This is a genomic window from Faecalibacterium sp. 7 (assembly GCF_049562865.1).
Classification (GTDB): Bacteria; Bacillota; Clostridia; order Oscillospirales; family Ruminococcaceae; genus Faecalibacterium; species Faecalibacterium wellingii.
Genome location: NZ_CP186911.1, coordinates 1,350,492 through 1,367,993 on the forward strand (window position 1 = coordinate 1,350,492; position 17,502 = coordinate 1,367,993).

Here is a 17,502-nt window from a genome sequence, read left to right on the forward strand (position 1 = left end):
TGTTGCTCCGGGGCTTGCCCCCTGTGCAATGGCCCGTTTCATTTTTTACTGAATTTTAGCCGTTGTGATATGTTACGTGTTTTTGCCGGAGTTTCATGAAAACATGAAATAAAGCCGCTGTACAGGTCTTTTTTTGCGAAAAAGGAAAAATACTTTCTTTTTTCAAAAAGCAATTTACTTTTTGCCTCGTCTGTGGTAATATGTTAGTATCAGCACGGCCCGGAGCCATCCGCCCACCGTGCAGAAAGATCATCAAAATCTTTAAGACCGTTATCAGATTTTAGGAGGAAGATTTTATGAAGGGCGTTCAGATCGTTGAACCGAATAAACTGCAGATCGTTGATCTCGAGAAGCCTCAGATCGACAAGGAAAACAATGTTCTGGTCCGCATGGTTGCTGCCGGTATCTGCGGCTCCGACGTGGGCATCTACCATGGCACCAATGCCGCTGCCACCTATCCCCGCATCATCGGCCACGAGAACGTGGGCATCGTTGAGGAGATCGGCGAGGGTGTGACCCGCGTGAAGGTGGGCGACCGCGTCATCATCGATCAGGTCACCGCCTGCGGCCACTGCTATGCCTGCCGCAAGGGCCGTCCCAACGTCTGCGGCAACCTGAAGGTGCGCGGTGTGCACATCGACGGCGGCTACCGCGAGTACATGGCTGTGCCGGACCGCGACTGCTATCTGGTGCCTGAGATCCTGAGCGACGAAGAGGCGGTCATGATCGAGCCCACCACCATTGCTGTGCAGTGCTGCAGCCGTGCTCAGCTGGAGAGCGAGGACACCGTCATGATCATCGGCAGCGGCGCTCTGGGCAGCTCCATCCTGCGCATCGTCAAGCTGTACAACCCCAAGGCCATCATCGTCACCGATATCGACGACGCCAAGCTGGAAGAGGCCAAGAAGAACGGCGCGACCTACACCATCAACAGCCTGAAGGAGGACGTTCCCGCCAAGGCTCACGAGCTGACCGAGGGCTACGGCCCCACCGTGACCATCGATGCCGCCTGCGTCAAGGGCAGCCTGCTGACCGCTCTGCAGGCCACCGGCAACGCCGGCCGCGTCATCACCATGGGCTTCTCCGTGGCTCCCACCGAGGTCAACCAGTTCGTCATCACTTCCAAAGAGCTGGACGTTCGCGGCAGCCGCCTGCAGAACCGCAAGTTCCAGGATGTCATCGATCTGGTCAACGAGGGCAAGGTGGATCTGCGCGGCAGCATCTCCCACACTTGGAACTTCGAGGATGCACAGGCAGCCTTCGACTTCGTGGACAGCCGTGATCCTTCCTACCGCAAGGGCGTTCTGACCTTCAAGAAGTAAGAACCCTTCACCGGGTCGTTTCCGCGCTCTGAGGGCGCTTTGCGCCGGTCTCAGCGCACATTATGAGATATTAAATAAACTGGCAGGGTGTGTCCTTCGGGGCGCACCCTGCTTTTGTCTGGCCGTTTTTTGTTCGGAGATGGCGGGCATTGCGGAATGACAAAGAACTTGCCATTGCGAAAAATGCGCTTTATGGCACAGCGCGTTAGAGCGGCGGGGCAGGCAATGCAGCGGAAGGACGACTGCTCGCGGCCCCTTGCACAGGGGCTTTGCGGGGGCATTCTGCATGATGTTCAGGACTTCCTCAGGCCGCTGGCTCAGCCGGCAGTCCTGAGCGCAGCAGGCTTCTATGATCTTTGCGCAGAGAGCTCCTGCGGCTCCGGATACCGACCGGAGAAGAGGCCGGAGCGGGGACAGCCGATCTATGACAGGCCGGCATGGGGCGGAATGACCGTTCCCATCCCAGCGGGGCGGCATCGAAGGCTGTATGTTGCAAAAAAAGAGATAGGCGGCCCCTTTCGGGAACGCCTATCTCTTTTTGGGGCTGTTTGCAGCAGCCCTTTTTTGACGAAGTAAAAGAGTTTCTTGGAAAGACTGGGAAAGGATCAGCCCATGACCAGATTTGCCACGCCGACGGTGAGGAAGGGCACATAGGTGACCAGGAACAGAACGCCGAAGTTGACGATCAGCAGCGGGACCAGAGCCTTCACGCTGTCGGACAGGGTGCACTTGCCGTAGCGAGAGCCGATGTTGGTAGCAGCGAACAGGCAGACACCGACGGGAGGAGTGCACAGGCCCAGAACCAGGTTCATGACCACGATGATACCGAACTGGATGGGGTCAACACCCACGGCGGTAGCCACAGCCAGCAGGGTCGGGAACAGGATCAGGATGGCGGCGATGGTCTCCATGAACATGCCGACGAAGATCAGGAAGAGGTTGATGAGCAGCAGGATCAGGTACTTGTTGGAGGTCAGGCGCAGCATTGCGTCAGCGATCATGCTGGGGATGTGCTCCTTGGTCAGGATGAAAGCGAACACGTTTGCAAAGGCCACCAGAGCCATGATAGCGGAAGCGGAGGAAACCGTATCCCTCAGGCAGGAGTACATCTCCTTGGGACCCATCTTGCGGTAGATGAACACTGCCACGAACAGGCCGTAGACCACGCAGATGATGGAAGCCTCGGTGGGGGTGACGATGCCGCCCATGATGCCGAACAGGATGATGCCCACCATGATCAGCGCCCAGATGGCCTCTTTCGTTGCATGCAGGACATGAGCCAGGCTTGCGCGCTTATCGCGCTTGGGGTAGTGACGCTTGACCGACAGCACGTAGCAGGTAGCGCACATGCCGAGGCCCAGCAGCAGGCCGGGGACGATGCCGGCCATGAACATCTTGGAGACGGACAGGCCGGTCATGGTAGCAGCCATAATCATGGGAACGGACGGGGGAATGATGGGGCCAAGGCAGGAGGAAGCGGCAGTGATGGCGACCGAGAAGGGCACGTCATAGCCCTGATTGACCATCATGGGAATCTCAACGCCGCCCAGTGCGACGGTGTCGGACAGAGCCGTGCCGGAGATGCCGGCAAAGACCATGGAGGCCAGAACGTTTGCATAAGCCAGACCGCCGGTGATGTGGCCGACCAGTGCGTCTGCAAAGTCCAGCAGCTTCTCAGAAATGCCGCCCTGATTCATCAGGTTGCCGGCAAAGGTGAAGCCGGGGATGCACAGCAGGGTGAAGGAGTCCAGACCCTTGAAGAAATACTGTGCAAAGTTGATCATCTGGATGTGGGAACCCAGCATGTAGGCCACGGATGCGAGACCCAGACTGAACGCCACGGGCACGCCGATGGCCAGCGCGACGAGGAAAACGATAAACAGAACTGCAACCATTGCTTAGTCCTCCTTTTCAGCGGTATCGTTCCAGCTCAGCGCAGTGCGGACGATGTCCAGCAGGTAGCTGACAGGCAGGATGATGAAGGTGAGGAACTGGGAGAAGTAGATATACTTCATGGAGATGTTGGTGGCGGTGGAGTTCATCGCAAAGGCGGGGAAGCAGTACTTCGGCTCGGCCATCACCAGAATGACCAGACACATGGCCAGAATGGCGAACTCGATGACAAGGTTCAGCACCTTCAGCGCCTTGGGGCTCTTCTTTTTCAAAAAGTCGCCCATGAACTCCACGTTGACGAATTCATGCTTCAAAGCCGCCAGACCAACACCGAAGGCCACCATGTAGATGAAGGAATAACGGGCCAGCTCCTCGGTCCAGGAGGGGGCATTGGGCAGGAAGTTGCGGCTGATGACCTGCACCAGAACGCAGAAGCAGAAACCGATGTAGAAAACGGAGCTCAGCGCATACAGCACTTCCATGTAGCCCTTGATGAACTTATTCAGGCTTTTTTTCATAAAAGATTCGACCTCTCTTTCCTTGAGGGTGGGTATGGACGATAAAGAAGGGGCAGACTGCAAGTTTTGTCAGCCTGCCCCGTTGGAACAACTTAACTTATATCGTCAGTCGATCAGGCCAGAGCTTCGATAGCGTCGTAGATCTTCTTCTGGCTGTCGGTCAGGATGGGCAGCACGCCGCTGACCATTGCATCAGCAAACTCCTGAGTATCGACCTCGATGAACTCCATGCCCTGCTCCTGCAGCTGGTTGTAGTACTTTTCCTCGTTGTCCAGGAACAGCTCGTGCTCGTATGCCTGGCACTCGGCACCGGCCTGATCCACAACGGCCTTCTGGCTGTCGGACAGGCGGTTGTACTGGGCCAGACCCATTGCGATGTAGACCCATGCACGCAGGTGAGCGGTCAGGATCAGGTAGGGGCAGACCTCGTAGAAGCTCTGGGTCTCGATCATGGCCAGCGGGTTCTCCTGAGCCTCGATGGTGCCCTGCTGCAGAGAGGTAAAGACCTCAGACAGTGCCATGGGGGTGGGCTTTGCACCCAGAGCCTGGAAAGCGGCCACGGTCATAGCGGACTGGGGAGTACGGATGACCAGATTGTTGCAGTCGGCAACGCTGGTGATCTTCTTGGTGGAGGTGATGTAGCGGGGACCACGGGTGAAGTAGCCCAGGCACTTCATGCCGCAGGCCTCCATCAGGCCCTCGAACTCCTGACCGACTTCACCGGTCAGAACCTTCTCCATCTGCTCATCGCTCTGGATCAGGTACGGCATGCCGATCATGCCCAGATCAGGCTGATAGGTCTGCATGGACTCACCGGTGAAGGTGATGTCCACCGTGCCGCTGTCGGACAGGATGCCCTGGATCATATCCACCTCGGGGCCCAGCTGGCTGTTGGGGAACACGTCCACTTCGATGGTGCCGTTGGAGTTGGCTTCGCAGTACTCCTTGAACTTCAGAGCGCCCTGATGCCAGGAGTCGCTCTCGTCGTTGATGTGGCCGATGTTGATCACGACCTTATCACCGGTGACCTCGCCGCCTGCAGCAGTGGAAGCAGATGCAGCGGTGGAGGTGGAAGCAGCAGTGCTGGAGGAGCTGCCGCCGCAGGCTGCCAGACCCATGGCCAGTGCAGAGACACCTGCAACCTTCATAAAGTTACGACGAGTGATCTTGTGGATACGCATAAAATTCTCTCCTTTTACTTCGTATGACCTTTTCCGGTTATCACGTCCGAACAGCAGGTTCGTGCTTCTGCGGTTCGGTTTTCCTGCAAATATACTAACATATCAACTGAGGAATGTCCAGTAAAAAAGCAAAGTTTCTTTGCCAAATTCTTAGCCAAATCTTTGTGCGAAATGTAAAAAATTTGAAGCTTGTTGGATACAACGGACGAAACTTTTCTCCGGCAGAGGTGAAAATTACAAATAAATTACAATAAAAATCCTTTCTTTCGCAACGATCCTGCGCGGTGACCGACAAGGGTTGGAAAAGACCTTATGATATGTTACACAATTCTTTGACAATGCCAGCGTATGGAAAGGACTGCAAAACCGGGTGCGGAAAGCGCAGCGACAAAAAATGGCTCCCTCCGCAAAAGCGGAAGGAGCCGTAAGAAGAAAGAGAAGAAGGAAAGCTTATCAGCCCATGACCAGATTTGCCACGCCAACGGTGAGGAAGGGCACATAGGTGACCAGGAACAGAACGCCGAAGTTGACGATCAGCAGCGGGACCAGAGCCTTCACGCTGTCGGACAGGGTGCACTTGCCGTAGCGGGCACCGATGTTGGTAGCGGCGAACAGGCAGACACCAACGGGAGGAGTGCACAGGCCCAGAACCAGGTTCATGACCACGATGATGCCGAAATGGATGGGATCGACGCCCACGGCGGCAGCCACAGCCAGCAGGGTCGGGAACAGGATCAGGATGGCGGCGATGGTCTCCATGAACATGCCGACGAAGATCAGGAAGAGATTGATGAGCAGCAGGATCAGGTACTTGTTGGTGGTCAAGTGCAGCATTGCGTCAGCGATCATGCTGGGGATGTGCTCCTTGGTCAGGATGAAAGCAAACACGTTTGCAAAGGCCACCAGAGCCATGATAGCGGAAGCGGAGGAAACGGTATCCTTCAGGCAGGAGTACATCTCCTTGGGGCCCATCTTGCGGTAGATGAACACCGACACGAACAGGCCGTAGACCACACAGATGATGGAAGCCTCGGTGGGGGTGACAATGCCGCCCATGATACCGAACAGGATGATGCCCACCATGATCAGTGCCCAGATGGCCTCCTTGGTCGCATGCCAGATATGGCTCCATTTAGGCGGGGTATTACGCTTGGGGTAGTGGCGCTTGACCGACAGGATGTAGCAGGTAGCGCACATGCCGAAGCCCAGCAGCAGGCCGGGGACGATGCCGGCCATGAACATCTTGGAGACGGACAGGCCGGTCATGGTGGCAGCCATGATCATGGGAACAGACGGGGGAATGATGGGGCCAAGGCAGGAGGAAGCGGCAGTGATGGCGACCGAGAAGGGTACGTCATAGCCCTGATTGACCATCATGGGGATCTCAACGCCGCCCAATGCGACAGTGTCGGACAGAGCCGTGCCGGAGATGCCGGCAAAGACCATGGATGCCAGAACGTTTGCATAAGCCAGACCGCCGGTGACGTGGCCGACCAGTGCGTCTGCAAAGTCCAGCAGCTTATCCGAGATGCCGCCCTGATTCATCAGGTTGCCGGCAAAGGTAAAGCCGGGGATGCACAGCAGGGTGAAGGAGTCCAGACCCTTGAAGAAATACTGTGCAAAGTTGATCATTTGGATGTGAGCACCCAGCATGTAGGCCACGGATGCGAGACCCAGACTGAACGCCACGGGCACGCCGATGGCCAGCGCGACGAGGAAAACAATAAACAGAACTGCAACCATTGCGTTTCGACCTCCTTTATGCAGCAGGCTTCTCGGTCCAGCCGACCAGAGTGCGGACGATGTCCAGCAGGTAGCTGACAGGCAGGATGATGAAGGTGAGGAACTGGGAGAAGTAGATATACTTCATGGAGATGTTGGTGGCGGTGGAGTTCATCGCAAAGGTTGGGAAGCAGTACTTCGGCTCGGCCATCACCAGAATGACCAGACACATGGCAAGGATGATGACCTCGATGACAAGGTTCAGCACATCCAGCGCCTTCTGATTTTTTGACTTGAGGAAATCGCCGAGGAACTCAACGTTGACGAACTCGTGCTTCAGGGCCGCCAGACCAACGCCGAAGGCCACCATATAAATAAAGGAATAACGGGCCAGCTCCTCAGTCCAGGAGGGGGCATTGGGCAGGAAGTTGCGGCTGATGACCTGCACCAGAACGCAGAAGCAGAAGCCTGCGTAGAAGACGGAACTCAAAGCGTACAAGATCTCCATGTAGACCTTGATGAATTTATCCAAGCCTTTCTTCATGATCTCAACCTCATTTCAGGATTCACAGCTGCATCAGGCCAGCGCTGCGATCGCATCGTAGATCTTCTTCTGGCTGTCGGTCAGGATGGGCAGCACGCCGTCGATCATTGCCTTGGCGAACGCATCGGTATCGACCTCGATGAACTCCATGCCCTGCTCCTGCAGCTGGTTGTAGTACTTTTCCTCGTTGTCCAGGAACAGCTCGTGCTCGTATGCCTGGCACTCGGCACCGGCCTGATCCACAACGGCCTTCTGGCTGTCGGACAGACGATTGTACTGGGCCAGACCCATTGCGATGTAGACCCATGCACGCAGGTGAGCGGTCAGGATCAGGTAGGGGCAGACCTCGTAGAAGCTCTGGGTCTCGATCATGGCCAGCGGGTTCTCCTGAGCCTCGATGGTGCCCTGCTGCAGAGAGGTAAAGACCTCAGACAGTGCCATGGGGGTGGGCTTTGCGCCCAGAGCCTGGAAGGCAGCCACGGTCATAGCGGACTGGGGGGTGCGGATGACCAGATTGTTGCAGTCGGCAACGCTGGTGATCTTCTTGGTGGAGGTGATGTAGCGGGGACCACGGGTGAAGTAGCCCAGGCACTTCATGCCGCAGGCCTCCATCAGGCCCTCGAACTCCTGACCGACTTCACCGGTCAGAACCTTCTCCATCTGCTCATCGCTCTGGATCAGGTACGGCATGCCGATCATGCCCAGATCAGGCTGATAGGTCTGCATGGACTCACCGGTGAAGGTGATGTCCACCGTGCCGCTGTCGGACAGGATGCCCTGGATCATATCCACCTCGGGGCCCAGCTGGCTGTTGGGGAACACGTCCACCTCGATGGTGCCGTTGGAGTTGGCTTCGCAGTACTCCTTGAACTTCAGAGCGCCCTGATGCCAGGAGTCGCTCTGGTCGTTGATATGGCCGATGTTGATCACGACCTTATCACCGGTGACCTCGCCGCCTGCAGCAGTGGAAGCAGATGCAGCGGTGGAGGTGGAAGCAGCAGTGCTGGAGGAGCTGCCGCCGCAGGCTGCCAGACCCATGGCCAGTGCAGAGACACCTGCAACCTTCATGAAGTTACGACGAGTGATCTTGTGGATACGCATAAGAAAATCTCTCCTTTTCATTTGTTTTCATTTCATGCCTGCGGTCAGGGTGGAACGCCGCTGCGCCGGTTCGTGCAGCCGGACGCTGCGTTCCGTCTGCGGCATGTTTCCCTTGACGATATACTAACATATCAGCTTGACGGGAACAATACAAAACGGCGCTTCTTATCTGAATCTTTACCAGCCGTTCCCAAAAGGGAAGCTGTGCTTTATGTTGTATACTAGCTTGAAAAAATGGAGAAATGGAGCATAAAAACCAGAAAAAACAAAAACAGACAGCCCGGTACAGGAGGACTGTACCGGGCTGTCTGTTTAAAAATCCCAGAGAGTGCATCTGCAGCGTTCCGCTGTGCCGGAAGGCTGCAGGTAACATTTCAGACACAGATTATTTCTTTTTCTTCTTGTTTTTTTCGGACTTGTATACCGTTACAAGGCTCTTCAGCTTCACGCCGGTCTCGTGGGTATCCTCCACCGGGCCGGAATGGAAGCGCTCCTGCTCCAGATAGGCGATCATGCCGTCGCGGTCAAAGCACTTCTGGGCAGAAACGCCGGTCAGCCGGGCTTCCTTGCTGGTGAACACGGCGATCACATCCACCGGGATGCCGCTCAGCCCGGTCCTGTCCATGGCGCGGCGCAGCAGCACCTGCTGCTTTTCGCTGGTGGTGACAGGGTTCGGGATGCGGTTGTCCGTGTGGTTGATGTGCTGACGCCACTGGTCGTTCGGCTGGTCGCCGGGACGGATCTCGCCGGCAAAACCGAAGCAGTTCAGGCCCACCACGCCGCCCGGGGTGACCACCAGCGCCAGCGTGGTGGTCAGCTGGCCGCCTTCCTGAATGGTGCCGGGGTACACCAGCGTATAGTGCTGGCGCTTGGTAAAGGTGATGAGCTGCGAGACGATCGCGGTCAGCTCGCCCTGCATACTGTTGTTCACATGCCGTTCCGGCTTTTTTTCCGGCTCGACCTCAAGCCCCAGCGGGCCGCGCTTTTTTTTGCGGTGCAGCGGGGCCATCAGGGCCTGCGTAAAGCTTTTGGTGCCGTTGCGCGCAGCCACCATGGGCAGGATCAGCAGAAGGATCAGGGCCAGAACGACTACAACAAGAATATTCCATGCGTCCAAAACAGTACTCTCCTTATAACTTCAATGTAGTGGGGAGCCGTTTACTCCATCGTGACAACGACCTTCATGTAGCTGCCGGGGTTCTTCTCGATGTCGATGATGGTTTCAGGCACCTCTTCCAGCTTGACGGTCTTGGTGAGCAGCTTGAGCATATCCACCTTCTTGGTGGCGATCAGCTCCAGAGCCTCGGGGAACTCGCCGGCGCTGGTGCGGGCACCGCGCAGGTCGATCTCCTTGCGGGTGATGATGTCGGTGGGCAGGCTGGTCTCCTTTTTGGGCCAGCCGGTGAAGGTGATGCGGCCTGCATGGCTCACAAGGTCCAGCGTGCTGCGGATGGCGGGGTTTGCGCCGGAGCACTCCATGACCTGCTGTGCGCCCTCGCCGCCGGTGATCTCGTGGACACGGGCATTGGCATCTTCCTTGCCGGAGTTGATGGTGTACTCTATGCCCAGAGACTTTGCAAAGTCCAGACGCTCCTGCACCAGATCCAGCAGGATGGCGTGTGCGCCGTAGGCCTGTGCCACCATGGCAGCAGCCAGACCGATGGGGCCTGCACCGATGATGGCGCAGTATTCGCCTGCCTTCAGGCCGCCGCGGTGGATGCCGTGCAGGCTGATGGTCAGGGGCTCGGCCATGGCAGCCTGCACCCAGCTCATGCCATCGGGGATCTTGACGAGCATATCAGCCGGGTGGCAGAAGTATTCGGCCATGCCGCCCTCAACGTGCACACCCAGAACGTGCAGATCGTCGCAGCAGTTGGTGCGGCCGATGGAGCAGGGATAGCAGTGACCGCAGTACAGGTACGGGTCCACGACCACGCGGTCGCCCACCTTGATCCCGTTCTTGTTGTTCTCCGGGATGGAGACGACCACACCGGCCAGCTCGTGGCCGATGACGCGGGGATAGCTCACCAGACCATTGGTGCCGCGGAACGCGCCAATGTCGCTGCCGCAGATACCGGCTGCCATGATCTTGATGAGGGCCTCACCGGGCTTGGGTTCCGGCATGGGGATCTTGACGCAGGAGACCTGCCAGGGTTCTGCAAAGCGGATCGCATTGATTTCAGACATGTGATTGACCTCCTATAGCCAACTGATATGTTACTTGTTGAGCATATTATAACGCCTTTGGGGCGGAAATGCAACTTGTTTTACAGTTTTTTATCCGCAATTTCAGGATTTTAGTTGCTTTTTAGCAAAAAAGCTTTTGACAAGTGATATGTTATGCCTTATAATAGAGGAAACAATATCTTAGAAGCAACAAACCTTGACCCAGCGCTTTCCTGCCGGAGAGCAAACTATTGTAAGGGGAAATTACCAATGAAAGATGATAAGTCCCGCATCCTGCCGCTGCTGATGGACCCTCGCCAGCCGGACGAGAACAACCGGGCCTACGCCTACCGTATCCTGCGCAAGAATATCATGAACATCCAGCTGCAGCCCGGCTGCCAGCTGAGCGAGGCGGAGCTGAGCGAGCATCTGGTCATGAGCCGCACGCCCATCCACGAAGCACTGATGATGCTCAAGGGCGAATGGCTGGTGGATGTGCTGCCTCAGCGCGGCAGCATCGTCTCCAAGATCTCGATCCAGTACATCAACGAGGGCTATGCCATGCGCAAGATGCTGGAACCCGCTTTGCTGCGCAGCCTGTCCGGCCACCTGAATCAGGCGCAGCTCAGCGAGCTGCACGGTCTGCTGGAACAGCAGGATGGCTCCGCCTGCATCAGCCACGATGTGCTGGGCGATTACTTCATCACGCTGGACAACGAGTTCCATAAGCGCCTGTATACCTATGCCGGCTATGACCGCATCTGGCAGGCCATGCACAACGTTACTACCCACATGGATCGTGTGCGCTATCTGGACACCGCTCTGTGCCAGATGGATATGGAGACCTTCCGCGAGGAGCATGAGCAGCTGTATAAATATCTGATGGTGGGCCTGCCCAAGGATGTGGATGTGGACGCATTCTTTGAGCATCATCTGGGTGCCTACCGGGAACATTTCCAGAGCCTGCTGGACCGCTTCCCGGATTTCTTCATCTGAGAAGCTGTTTTTGTAAGCAGGGCCGCTTCCGTGAATGGAAGGATGCGGAGGCCCTGCCTGCATCCGGGAGCCCCTTTTCTCTTGGCATTTCAAGCGGTTCCCGCCGAATTTTCCAGAAGCTCTGTCGTTTTTACCAAAGGACAGAGCTTCTTTTTGTTTATGTTTTTTGCGGAAAGTGCTTGACAGAAGCTACGGGATGTTATATATTTGAAGCGATGAAACATATAACACAATGAAAAAACAATACGATGTGGTCATCATCGGTGCGGGCGTCGTGGGCAGTGCCATTGCGCGCGAGCTGTCCCGCTACAAGCTGAGCATTGCAGTGCTGGAGAAGAATCTGGACGTCTGCAACGAGACCAGCGGCCGTAACTCTGCGGTGGTGCACGGCGGTTTTGCCAACCCCACCGGCAGCCTGAAGGCAAAATGCTGCGTGGAAGGCAACAAGATCATGGACCAGCTGGCCGAGGAGCTGAACTTCCCGTTCAAGCGCTGCGGCAAGGTGCTGGTGGGCAACACCCCCGAGGATATGGAGCAGCTGGAGCGCACCATGAAGCAGGGCGCCGTCAACGGCTGCACCGGTCTGGAGATGATCGACGAAGCAAAGCTGCATGAGCTGGTGCCCGCCGTGGTGGGCAAGTTTGCCATGTGGTCCAAAAACAGCGGCATCATGGACCCGTTCCTGTACACGGTGGCTCTGGCCGAGAACGCACACGCCAACGGCGTGGACTTCTTCTTTGACCACAAGGTCACGGCCATCACCCGCGAAAACGAGCTGTACTATCTGCACACCGAGCACGGCGATGTCTGCACCCGCTGGGTGGTCAACGCCGCAGGTCTGGGCGCAAAGCAGATCTCCGACCTGCTGGGCCTGACCGGCTACCGTGTCATCGGCTCCCGCAGCAACTACATCATCCTGCACAAGCGCATGGGCAAGCTGCTGCCCATGCCGGTGTACCCGGTGCCCAGCAACACCTATATGGGCATCCACATCACCCCCACCGTGGACGGCAACGTCACCGTGGGCCCGGATGCCGAGAACACCGATGTGCTGGACGATTACAGCGTGCCGCAGGCCAACATGGACAGTCTGGCTGTGGAGGGTGCAAAGCTGTGGCCCCACATCTTTAAAAAGGATCAGATCCGCACCTTCGCCGGCATCCAGCCCAAGTGGGTGGATGAGAACGGCGCCATTCAGGACTGGAAGGTGGAGATCCGGGACGACGTGGCACCCAATGCCGTCAACCTCGTGGGCATCGAGTCCCCGGGCCTGACCGGCAGCGTGCCGCTGGCCCGCTACGTCATCGGCCTGATGCTGGAGCACGAGAAGTTCGAGGCAAACCCCGGCTTCGACCCGCACCACAAGGGCATCGTCAAGTTTGCAGAGTGCACTCCGGAGCAGCAGGCAGAGCTCATTGCGCAGGACCCCGATTACGGCGAGATGATCTGCAGCTGTGAGGAAGTGACCAAGGCGGAGATCCTGCAGGCCATCCATAACCCGCTGGGCGTCTCCACCATGACCGGCATCAAGTACCGCACCCGCGCCATGATGGGCGGCTGTCAGGGCGGCTTCTGCCAGATGAAGATCGAGAACTTCATCGAGCAGGAGCTGGGCACCGAGCCGGAGGATGTTCGTTACAGCCGTCAGGGCTCCTGGGTCCTGACCGGAACCATGCGGAAGGAGGAGAACTGAGCGATGGAACAGAAGGACGTTGTGATTATCGGCGGCGGCCCCGCAGGTCTTGCCGCAGCGGTGGAACTGCACAAGCAGGGCATCCGCAACATGATCATTCTGGAGCGCGAGGCGATGCTGGGCGGCATCCTGCGCCAGTGCATCCATGATGGCTTTGGTCTGGGCCGCTTCGGCGAGAGCCTGTCCGGCCCGGAATACGCACAGGCTTTCATTGATGAGGTGAACAAGCGTGAGATCCCCTACGAGACCAGCGCCACGGTGCTGAGTCTGACGGCGGATCGTGTCGTCACCGCCTCCACCCGCAGCGGCCTGCGCCAGTATCAGGCAAAGGCTGTGGTGCTTGCCATGGGCTGCAAGGAGCGCAGCCGCGGCGCACTGGGCATTCCCGGCGAGCGTCCGGCGGGCGTGTTCACCGCAGGCACCGCGCAGGCTTACATGAACCTCTACAACCGGATGCCCGGCAAGGAGGTCATCATCCTCGGTTCCGGCGATATCGGCATGATCATGGCCCGCCGTATGACGCTGGAAGGCGCTCATGTGCAGGCAGTGTTCGAGCTGATGCCCTACCCCTCCGGCCTGCCACGCAACATCGTGCAGTGTCTGGATGATTACAATATCCCGCTCTATCTCAGCCACACCGTCACCGAGATACATGGCCGCAATCGTCTGACCGGCGTGACCATCTCCGAGGTGGACGCGAACCGTCGGCCCATCCCCGGCACCGAGAAGGAGTACAAGTGCGATACGCTGATCCTCTCCGTCGGCCTGATCCCGGAGAACAAGCTGCTGGAGGATGCCGGCATCGCCATTGACCCCCACACCAACGGTGCCTTCGTGGACGAGAACCTGCAGACCAACGTGCCCGGCGTGTTCTCTGCCGGCAATGTGCTGCATGTGCATGATCTGGTGGACTTCGTTTCCATGGAGTCCGAAGCACTGGCACGCCACGCTGCCGCCTACGTTGAGGGCAAGGGCATCGACCCCTGCACGCTGGACGTGAAGTGCGGCGAGGGCGTGGGCCACACCATTCCGCAGAAGGTCAGCGGCAAGAACGACTTCAGCCTGTCGCTGCGCGTGCGGAACCACTACCGTGACTGCCGCATCGTGGTGCGCCAGAACGGTGTGGAAGTTGCTGCCAAGAAGATGAAGAAAGCCATTCCTGCGGAGATGATCCAGTTCAAGGTCTCTGCTGCCAAGCTGCAGGAGGAAGGCGCACTGGAGGTGTCGGTGGAATGAAAAAGCAATTTACCTGTATCGTCTGCCCCAACGGCTGCGAGATCGAAGCCGAAGTTGAAAATGGTCAGGTGATCTCAGTCACCGGCCACACCTGCCCCCGCGGCGAACAGTATGTCCGTCAGGAGCTGACTGCGCCCCGCCGCACCATCGCCAGCTCGGTGCTGGTCAAGGGCGGCGAGCTGCCTGTCACCAGCGTCCGCCTGACCCGGGCCATCCCCAAGGATATGATCTTCCCGGTAATGGACGAGATCCGCAAGGTGGTGCTGACTGCCCCCGTCAAGGCAGGCACCATCGTTCTGCACAACGTCTGCGGACTGGACAGTGACGTGATGGTCACCAAGAATGTTGCCGCAAAGTAAATCATCTGCATCGTTCTCCATTATATAAAGGAAGGCACCCGCTGCCCGGTCTGAAAATGCCCGGCGGCGGGTGCTTTTTCGTGCAAACAGAAGGGGACGCCTGCTCTGCCCAAAAGGGTCCCGAAATAACCTTTTTGCCCTGAAATGCAGCGGACAGTCTTTTCTCGTGCGGGATCCTCTGCTATACTTATATTATATTGGTGCGGGGACCAAATGCTTCTGAGACCCGGCACACAGGGAAGGAAATGGACTTATGCAGATCAACGACCTTTTTGGCAGGGCTGCTGCCTTTGAAACGGCACGTCTGCCGGATGGCACCGCAGCGGTGCTTCCGGCAGAGCACGCCGCCGCGCTTTATGTCAATGAGCAGCCGGCCTTCCGGGTGGTGTGCACGCCGGAGCTGCTGCCGCAGCTGGCACTGGGGCGGCTGCTGACCGAAGGCTAATGACTTCGGCACAGGAGGTAGAGCAGGCCGCAGTCTGTGCCGAGGGGCTGAAGGTGAACGTCTACCTGAACCATCGGCTGACGGCCCGCAGTGCAGCGGCGCAGGCGGTGTCCAGCTGCTGTACGGATAATGTCACGCTGAGCAGTCCGGTGGAGCTGCCGCCGCTGCGCACGGTGCCGCAGATGGAGCTGCAGCCGGAATGGCTGGACACGCTTGCCGCCGCCATGAGCGCCGGTCTGCCGCTGTACCGCGCCACCCGCGCTGTGCACAGCTGCTTTGTGCTGCGGCAGGGAACCATCCTTTTTGCCTGCGAGGACATTGGTCGGCACAACGCGCTGGATAAGGCTGTGGGCGAGATGCTGCTGCAGGGCGTCCCGCTGGCAGAATGCGTGCTTTATACCAGCGGCCGGGTGCCCGTGGACATGGTGCGCAAGGCCATCCGGGCGGGCGTTCCGGCACTGGTGAGCAAGAGCATGCCCACGATCCAATCGCTGGAACTGGCGCAGGAATACGGCCTGCAGCTGGTGTGCGGCAGGAAACATCCGCTAACTTTAGCAGAATGTGTAAAATGATGGTGACAAAATAGAGAAAGCACGGCTGTTTGCGTTGACTTACCTCCGGTACGGATGATAAAATAGTAACGAAGAAACCGCTTCGCTGTTGCAGCAGCAGGAGCGGCTATTTTCATGTCCGGGAAACTTTCCCGCACAAACAAAAACAGGCAGGTGATAACATGAAGCAGGCAACCAACCCGTTTGCGCCCGTTCCGCTGTGGCGTAAGCGGCTGCCGGGCTATGCAGCCATGGGCGCTGCCACGGTTGCCATGGCGGTCGGTCTGATCGCTGTGCAGCACGCGCGCACCACGGTTGCCGGTACCCTGCTGCCGGTGTCGGAGGCGGATGCAGCCGCCTACGGCATCAGCGCAGTGTACCAGCTCGACGACGGCAGCTACCGCGTGGAGGGCACTCAGAAGGGCTTCCAGAGCGATGTGCAGGCTGCTGTGACCCTTGACGCCGAGGGCAATGTTTCCGCTGTGGAGATCCTTTCGCAGGCGGAGACCGACAGCCTTGGCGGCCAGTGCGTCAACCCGGAGTTCACGTCCCAGTACCAGGGCGCGGCTCCCTTTACGCTGGCAGGCAAGAGCTACACCGTGACCGACCCGGCCACCGGCGCAGCCTACGCCTCTGCCGGTGCAGTGGCGGAGGACACCACTGCCGCTGAGGAGTTCGATCCCACACAGTGGAACGTGTCCGACACCTCTCCCGAGGCCGAGGCCACCCGCAGGATGTATGCGGCAGGCCTGACCCTCTCGGCACTGAACGGTCAGCCCCTGAGCGATGAGCTGGCTCCGCCGCTGGATTCCAGCGCAGAGGCCGTGGCACGCCGCAGGCTGTACGCAGCCGAGCTGAGCAAGAGCGCACTGGACGGCGAGCCCATGGCAATCCCCTTGCGGATCTCTCGGCAGAAGAGCAGTCCAAGGCGCGTCTGGCACAGGCCGACCTGACCACGGAGCAGGCCCAGACCGGTGCGGTGAGTGCCGATCTGACCGAGGTGGACGCCCTTTCCGGCGCGACCATCACCTCGACGGCGGTAACGAACATCGTCAACAACTCGTATTTCTATGTGACCGAGGTGCTCTGCGCAGAGTGACCTCAACGGAGGAATGGAAACTATGGCAAAAACCGATTTTCTGACGGCTGACATGACCCGCCGCCAGTTCATGAAAATTTCGGGCAGGAGCCTTGCAGGGCTCACCCTCTCCGCATCCATGCTGTCCCTGTTCGGCTGCTCCCAGCAGCAGGTGGACAGCGGCGCAGTGGCTACTTGGGCATTGCCGCAGGGCCTGCTGGTGGTCAATGCGGATCTGTGCACCGGCTGCCAGCGCTGCGAGATCAACTGCACGCTGACCAACGACGGTGTGTGCTCCTCTTACATCAGCCGTGTCAAGATCAGCGCCGCCTGAATCTGGATGGCGACGGCAACGGCCTGCTGTCCGGCACCGACAACTGCTTTGTCTACTTCCCGGACACCTGCCGCCAGTGTGAGGACCCCGCCTGCGGCAACGCCTGCCCGCAGAAGGCTATCACCACCGACGACCGCGGCATCCGCGTAGTGGATACCGACAAGTGCATCGGCTGCGGTGCCTGCCATGATGCCTGCCCGTGGCACATGCCCACTGTCAACCCCGAGACCGGCAAGTCGTCCAAGTGCATCGCCTGCGGTGCCTGCGTGGCAGGCTGCCCGTCCGGCGCTCTGTCCATCGTGGACTGGGATGCCGTCACCAGCGCAGCACAGGCTGCCTACAAGGACCTGTAAGGAGGAACAA

Annotated in this window: 19 protein-coding genes; 11 read left to right on the forward strand and 8 right to left on the reverse strand. The window is 58.4% G+C overall.

Annotated elements, in window-relative coordinates:
- The first annotated feature begins 296 nt into the window (after positions 1-296).
- On the forward strand, positions 297-1,322 hold the full coding sequence (locus ACKXF7_RS06585; protein WP_418264946.1) for a zinc-binding alcohol dehydrogenase family protein: 1,026 nt from the start codon (positions 297-299) through the stop codon (positions 1,320-1,322).
- Positions 1,323-1,927: 605 nt separating this feature from the next.
- Here ACKXF7_RS06585 and ACKXF7_RS06590 read toward each other — a convergent pair.
- The 8 genes from ACKXF7_RS06590 to ACKXF7_RS06625 form a co-directional block, all read right to left on the reverse strand.
- Positions 1,928-3,217, reverse strand: coding sequence for a TRAP transporter large permease (locus ACKXF7_RS06590; protein ID WP_423742478.1), 1,290 nt, complete (start codon positions 3,215-3,217; stop codon positions 1,928-1,930).
- Between the two features lie 3 nt (positions 3,218-3,220).
- Positions 3,221-3,733, reverse strand: coding sequence for a TRAP transporter small permease (locus ACKXF7_RS06595; RefSeq protein ID WP_339396292.1), 513 nt, complete (start codon positions 3,731-3,733; stop codon positions 3,221-3,223).
- A 113-nt stretch (positions 3,734-3,846) separates the two neighbouring features.
- Positions 3,847-4,914 (reverse strand): TRAP transporter substrate-binding protein DctP, encoded by a 1,068-nt coding sequence (dctP, locus tag ACKXF7_RS06600; RefSeq protein ID WP_249237326.1) that lies wholly within the window; start codon positions 4,912-4,914, stop codon positions 3,847-3,849.
- Between the two features lie 453 nt (positions 4,915-5,367).
- Complete coding sequence (locus ACKXF7_RS06605; RefSeq protein WP_423742479.1) at positions 5,368-6,657, reverse strand: TRAP transporter large permease; 1,290 nt, start codon at positions 6,655-6,657, stop codon at positions 5,368-5,370.
- Between the two features lie 16 nt (positions 6,658-6,673).
- Positions 6,674-7,180: a TRAP transporter small permease gene (locus ACKXF7_RS06610; protein WP_249237324.1), complete on the reverse strand. Its 507-nt coding sequence runs from the start codon at positions 7,178-7,180 to the stop codon at positions 6,674-6,676.
- 33 nt (positions 7,181-7,213) lie between these two features.
- On the reverse strand, positions 7,214-8,281 hold the full coding sequence (gene dctP, locus ACKXF7_RS06615; protein WP_423742480.1) for a TRAP transporter substrate-binding protein DctP: 1,068 nt from the start codon (positions 8,279-8,281) through the stop codon (positions 7,214-7,216).
- A 385-nt stretch (positions 8,282-8,666) separates the two neighbouring features.
- The gene (locus ACKXF7_RS06620; protein ID WP_423742481.1) at positions 8,667-9,398 is read right to left on the reverse strand and encodes an NERD domain-containing protein; all 732 of its coding nucleotides are present in this window, start codon (positions 9,396-9,398) and stop codon (positions 8,667-8,669) included.
- Between the two features lie 41 nt (positions 9,399-9,439).
- Positions 9,440-10,468: a zinc-binding alcohol dehydrogenase family protein gene (locus ACKXF7_RS06625; RefSeq protein ID WP_423742482.1), complete on the reverse strand. Its 1,029-nt coding sequence runs from the start codon at positions 10,466-10,468 to the stop codon at positions 9,440-9,442.
- 249 nt (positions 10,469-10,717) lie between these two features.
- Here ACKXF7_RS06625 and ACKXF7_RS06630 point away from each other — a divergent pair, with 249 nt between their 5' ends.
- From ACKXF7_RS06630 to ACKXF7_RS06675, 10 genes are all read left to right on the forward strand, one after another.
- Complete coding sequence (locus ACKXF7_RS06630) at positions 10,718-11,443, forward strand: GntR family transcriptional regulator (RefSeq protein WP_249237320.1); 726 nt, start codon at positions 10,718-10,720, stop codon at positions 11,441-11,443.
- Between the two features lie 232 nt (positions 11,444-11,675).
- Positions 11,676-13,136: an NAD(P)/FAD-dependent oxidoreductase gene (locus ACKXF7_RS06635; RefSeq protein ID WP_418264938.1), complete on the forward strand. Its 1,461-nt coding sequence runs from the start codon at positions 11,676-11,678 to the stop codon at positions 13,134-13,136.
- 3 nt (positions 13,137-13,139) lie between these two features.
- Positions 13,140-14,372 carry an NAD(P)/FAD-dependent oxidoreductase gene (locus ACKXF7_RS06640; protein ID WP_249237318.1) on the forward strand — a complete coding sequence of 411 codons (1,233 nt, stop codon included), beginning with the start codon at positions 13,140-13,142 and terminating at the stop codon, positions 14,370-14,372.
- A complete protein-coding gene (locus ACKXF7_RS06645; RefSeq protein ID WP_249237317.1) occupies positions 14,369-14,731 on the forward strand; it encodes a DUF1667 domain-containing protein in 363 nt (120 codons plus the stop codon). Before ACKXF7_RS06640 ends, ACKXF7_RS06645 begins: the two co-directional genes overlap by 4 nt.
- Before the next feature lie 253 nt (positions 14,732-14,984).
- Positions 14,985-15,176 carry a hypothetical protein gene (locus ACKXF7_RS06650; RefSeq protein ID WP_423742483.1) on the forward strand — a complete coding sequence of 64 codons (192 nt, stop codon included), beginning with the start codon at positions 14,985-14,987 and terminating at the stop codon, positions 15,174-15,176.
- On the forward strand, positions 15,176-15,748 hold the full coding sequence (locus ACKXF7_RS06655) for a formate dehydrogenase accessory sulfurtransferase FdhD (protein ID WP_423742484.1): 573 nt from the start codon (positions 15,176-15,178) through the stop codon (positions 15,746-15,748). The genes ACKXF7_RS06650 and ACKXF7_RS06655 overlap by 1 nt, the downstream gene beginning before the upstream one ends.
- 161 nt (positions 15,749-15,909) lie before the next feature.
- On the forward strand, positions 15,910-16,680 hold the full coding sequence (locus tag ACKXF7_RS06660; protein WP_423742486.1) for an FMN-binding protein: 771 nt from the start codon (positions 15,910-15,912) through the stop codon (positions 16,678-16,680).
- Positions 16,681-16,706: 26 nt separating this feature from the next.
- Positions 16,707-16,826, forward strand: a complete 120-nt coding sequence (locus ACKXF7_RS06665; protein WP_423742487.1) for an FMN-binding protein — start codon at positions 16,707-16,709, stop codon at positions 16,824-16,826.
- Positions 16,827-16,848: 22 nt separating this feature from the next.
- A complete protein-coding gene (locus tag ACKXF7_RS06670) occupies positions 16,849-17,139 on the forward strand; it encodes a hypothetical protein (RefSeq protein WP_423742488.1) in 291 nt (96 codons plus the stop codon).
- Complete coding sequence (locus tag ACKXF7_RS06675) at positions 17,097-17,492, forward strand: 4Fe-4S dicluster domain-containing protein (protein ID WP_423742489.1); 396 nt, start codon at positions 17,097-17,099, stop codon at positions 17,490-17,492. Before ACKXF7_RS06670 ends, ACKXF7_RS06675 begins: the two co-directional genes overlap by 43 nt.
- Positions 17,493-17,502 lie beyond the last annotated feature (10 nt).

Bases quoted from the DNA above. Each gene is read 5' to 3' on its own strand.
- ACKXF7_RS06585 (WP_418264946.1), top strand. From the start codon at position 297: ATGAAGGGCGTTCAGATCGTTGAACCGAATAAACTGCAGATCGTTGAT.
- ACKXF7_RS06590 (WP_423742478.1), bottom strand. From the start codon at position 3,217: ATGGTTGCAGTTCTGTTTATCGTTTTCCTCGTCGCGCTGGCCATCGGC.
- ACKXF7_RS06595 (WP_339396292.1), bottom strand. From the start codon at position 3,733: ATGAAAAAAAGCCTGAATAAGTTCATCAAGGGCTACATGGAAGTGCTG.
- dctP (WP_249237326.1), bottom strand. From the start codon at position 4,914: ATGCGTATCCACAAGATCACTCGTCGTAACTTTATGAAGGTTGCAGGT.
- ACKXF7_RS06605 (WP_423742479.1), bottom strand. From the start codon at position 6,657: ATGGTTGCAGTTCTGTTTATTGTTTTCCTCGTCGCGCTGGCCATCGGC.
- ACKXF7_RS06610 (WP_249237324.1), bottom strand. From the start codon at position 7,180: ATGAAGAAAGGCTTGGATAAATTCATCAAGGTCTACATGGAGATCTTG.
- dctP (WP_423742480.1), bottom strand. From the start codon at position 8,281: ATGCGTATCCACAAGATCACTCGTCGTAACTTCATGAAGGTTGCAGGT.
- ACKXF7_RS06625 (WP_423742482.1), bottom strand. From the start codon at position 10,468: ATGTCTGAAATCAATGCGATCCGCTTTGCAGAACCCTGGCAGGTCTCC.
- ACKXF7_RS06630 (WP_249237320.1), top strand. From the start codon at position 10,718: ATGAAAGATGATAAGTCCCGCATCCTGCCGCTGCTGATGGACCCTCGC.
- ACKXF7_RS06635 (WP_418264938.1), top strand. From the start codon at position 11,676: ATGAAAAAACAATACGATGTGGTCATCATCGGTGCGGGCGTCGTGGGC.
- ACKXF7_RS06640 (WP_249237318.1), top strand. From the start codon at position 13,140: ATGGAACAGAAGGACGTTGTGATTATCGGCGGCGGCCCCGCAGGTCTT.
- ACKXF7_RS06645 (WP_249237317.1), top strand. From the start codon at position 14,369: ATGAAAAAGCAATTTACCTGTATCGTCTGCCCCAACGGCTGCGAGATC.
- ACKXF7_RS06650 (WP_423742483.1), top strand. From the start codon at position 14,985: ATGCAGATCAACGACCTTTTTGGCAGGGCTGCTGCCTTTGAAACGGCA.
- ACKXF7_RS06655 (WP_423742484.1), top strand. From the start codon at position 15,176: ATGACTTCGGCACAGGAGGTAGAGCAGGCCGCAGTCTGTGCCGAGGGG.
- ACKXF7_RS06660 (WP_423742486.1), top strand. From the start codon at position 15,910: ATGAAGCAGGCAACCAACCCGTTTGCGCCCGTTCCGCTGTGGCGTAAG.
- ACKXF7_RS06670 (WP_423742488.1), top strand. From the start codon at position 16,849: ATGGCAAAAACCGATTTTCTGACGGCTGACATGACCCGCCGCCAGTTC.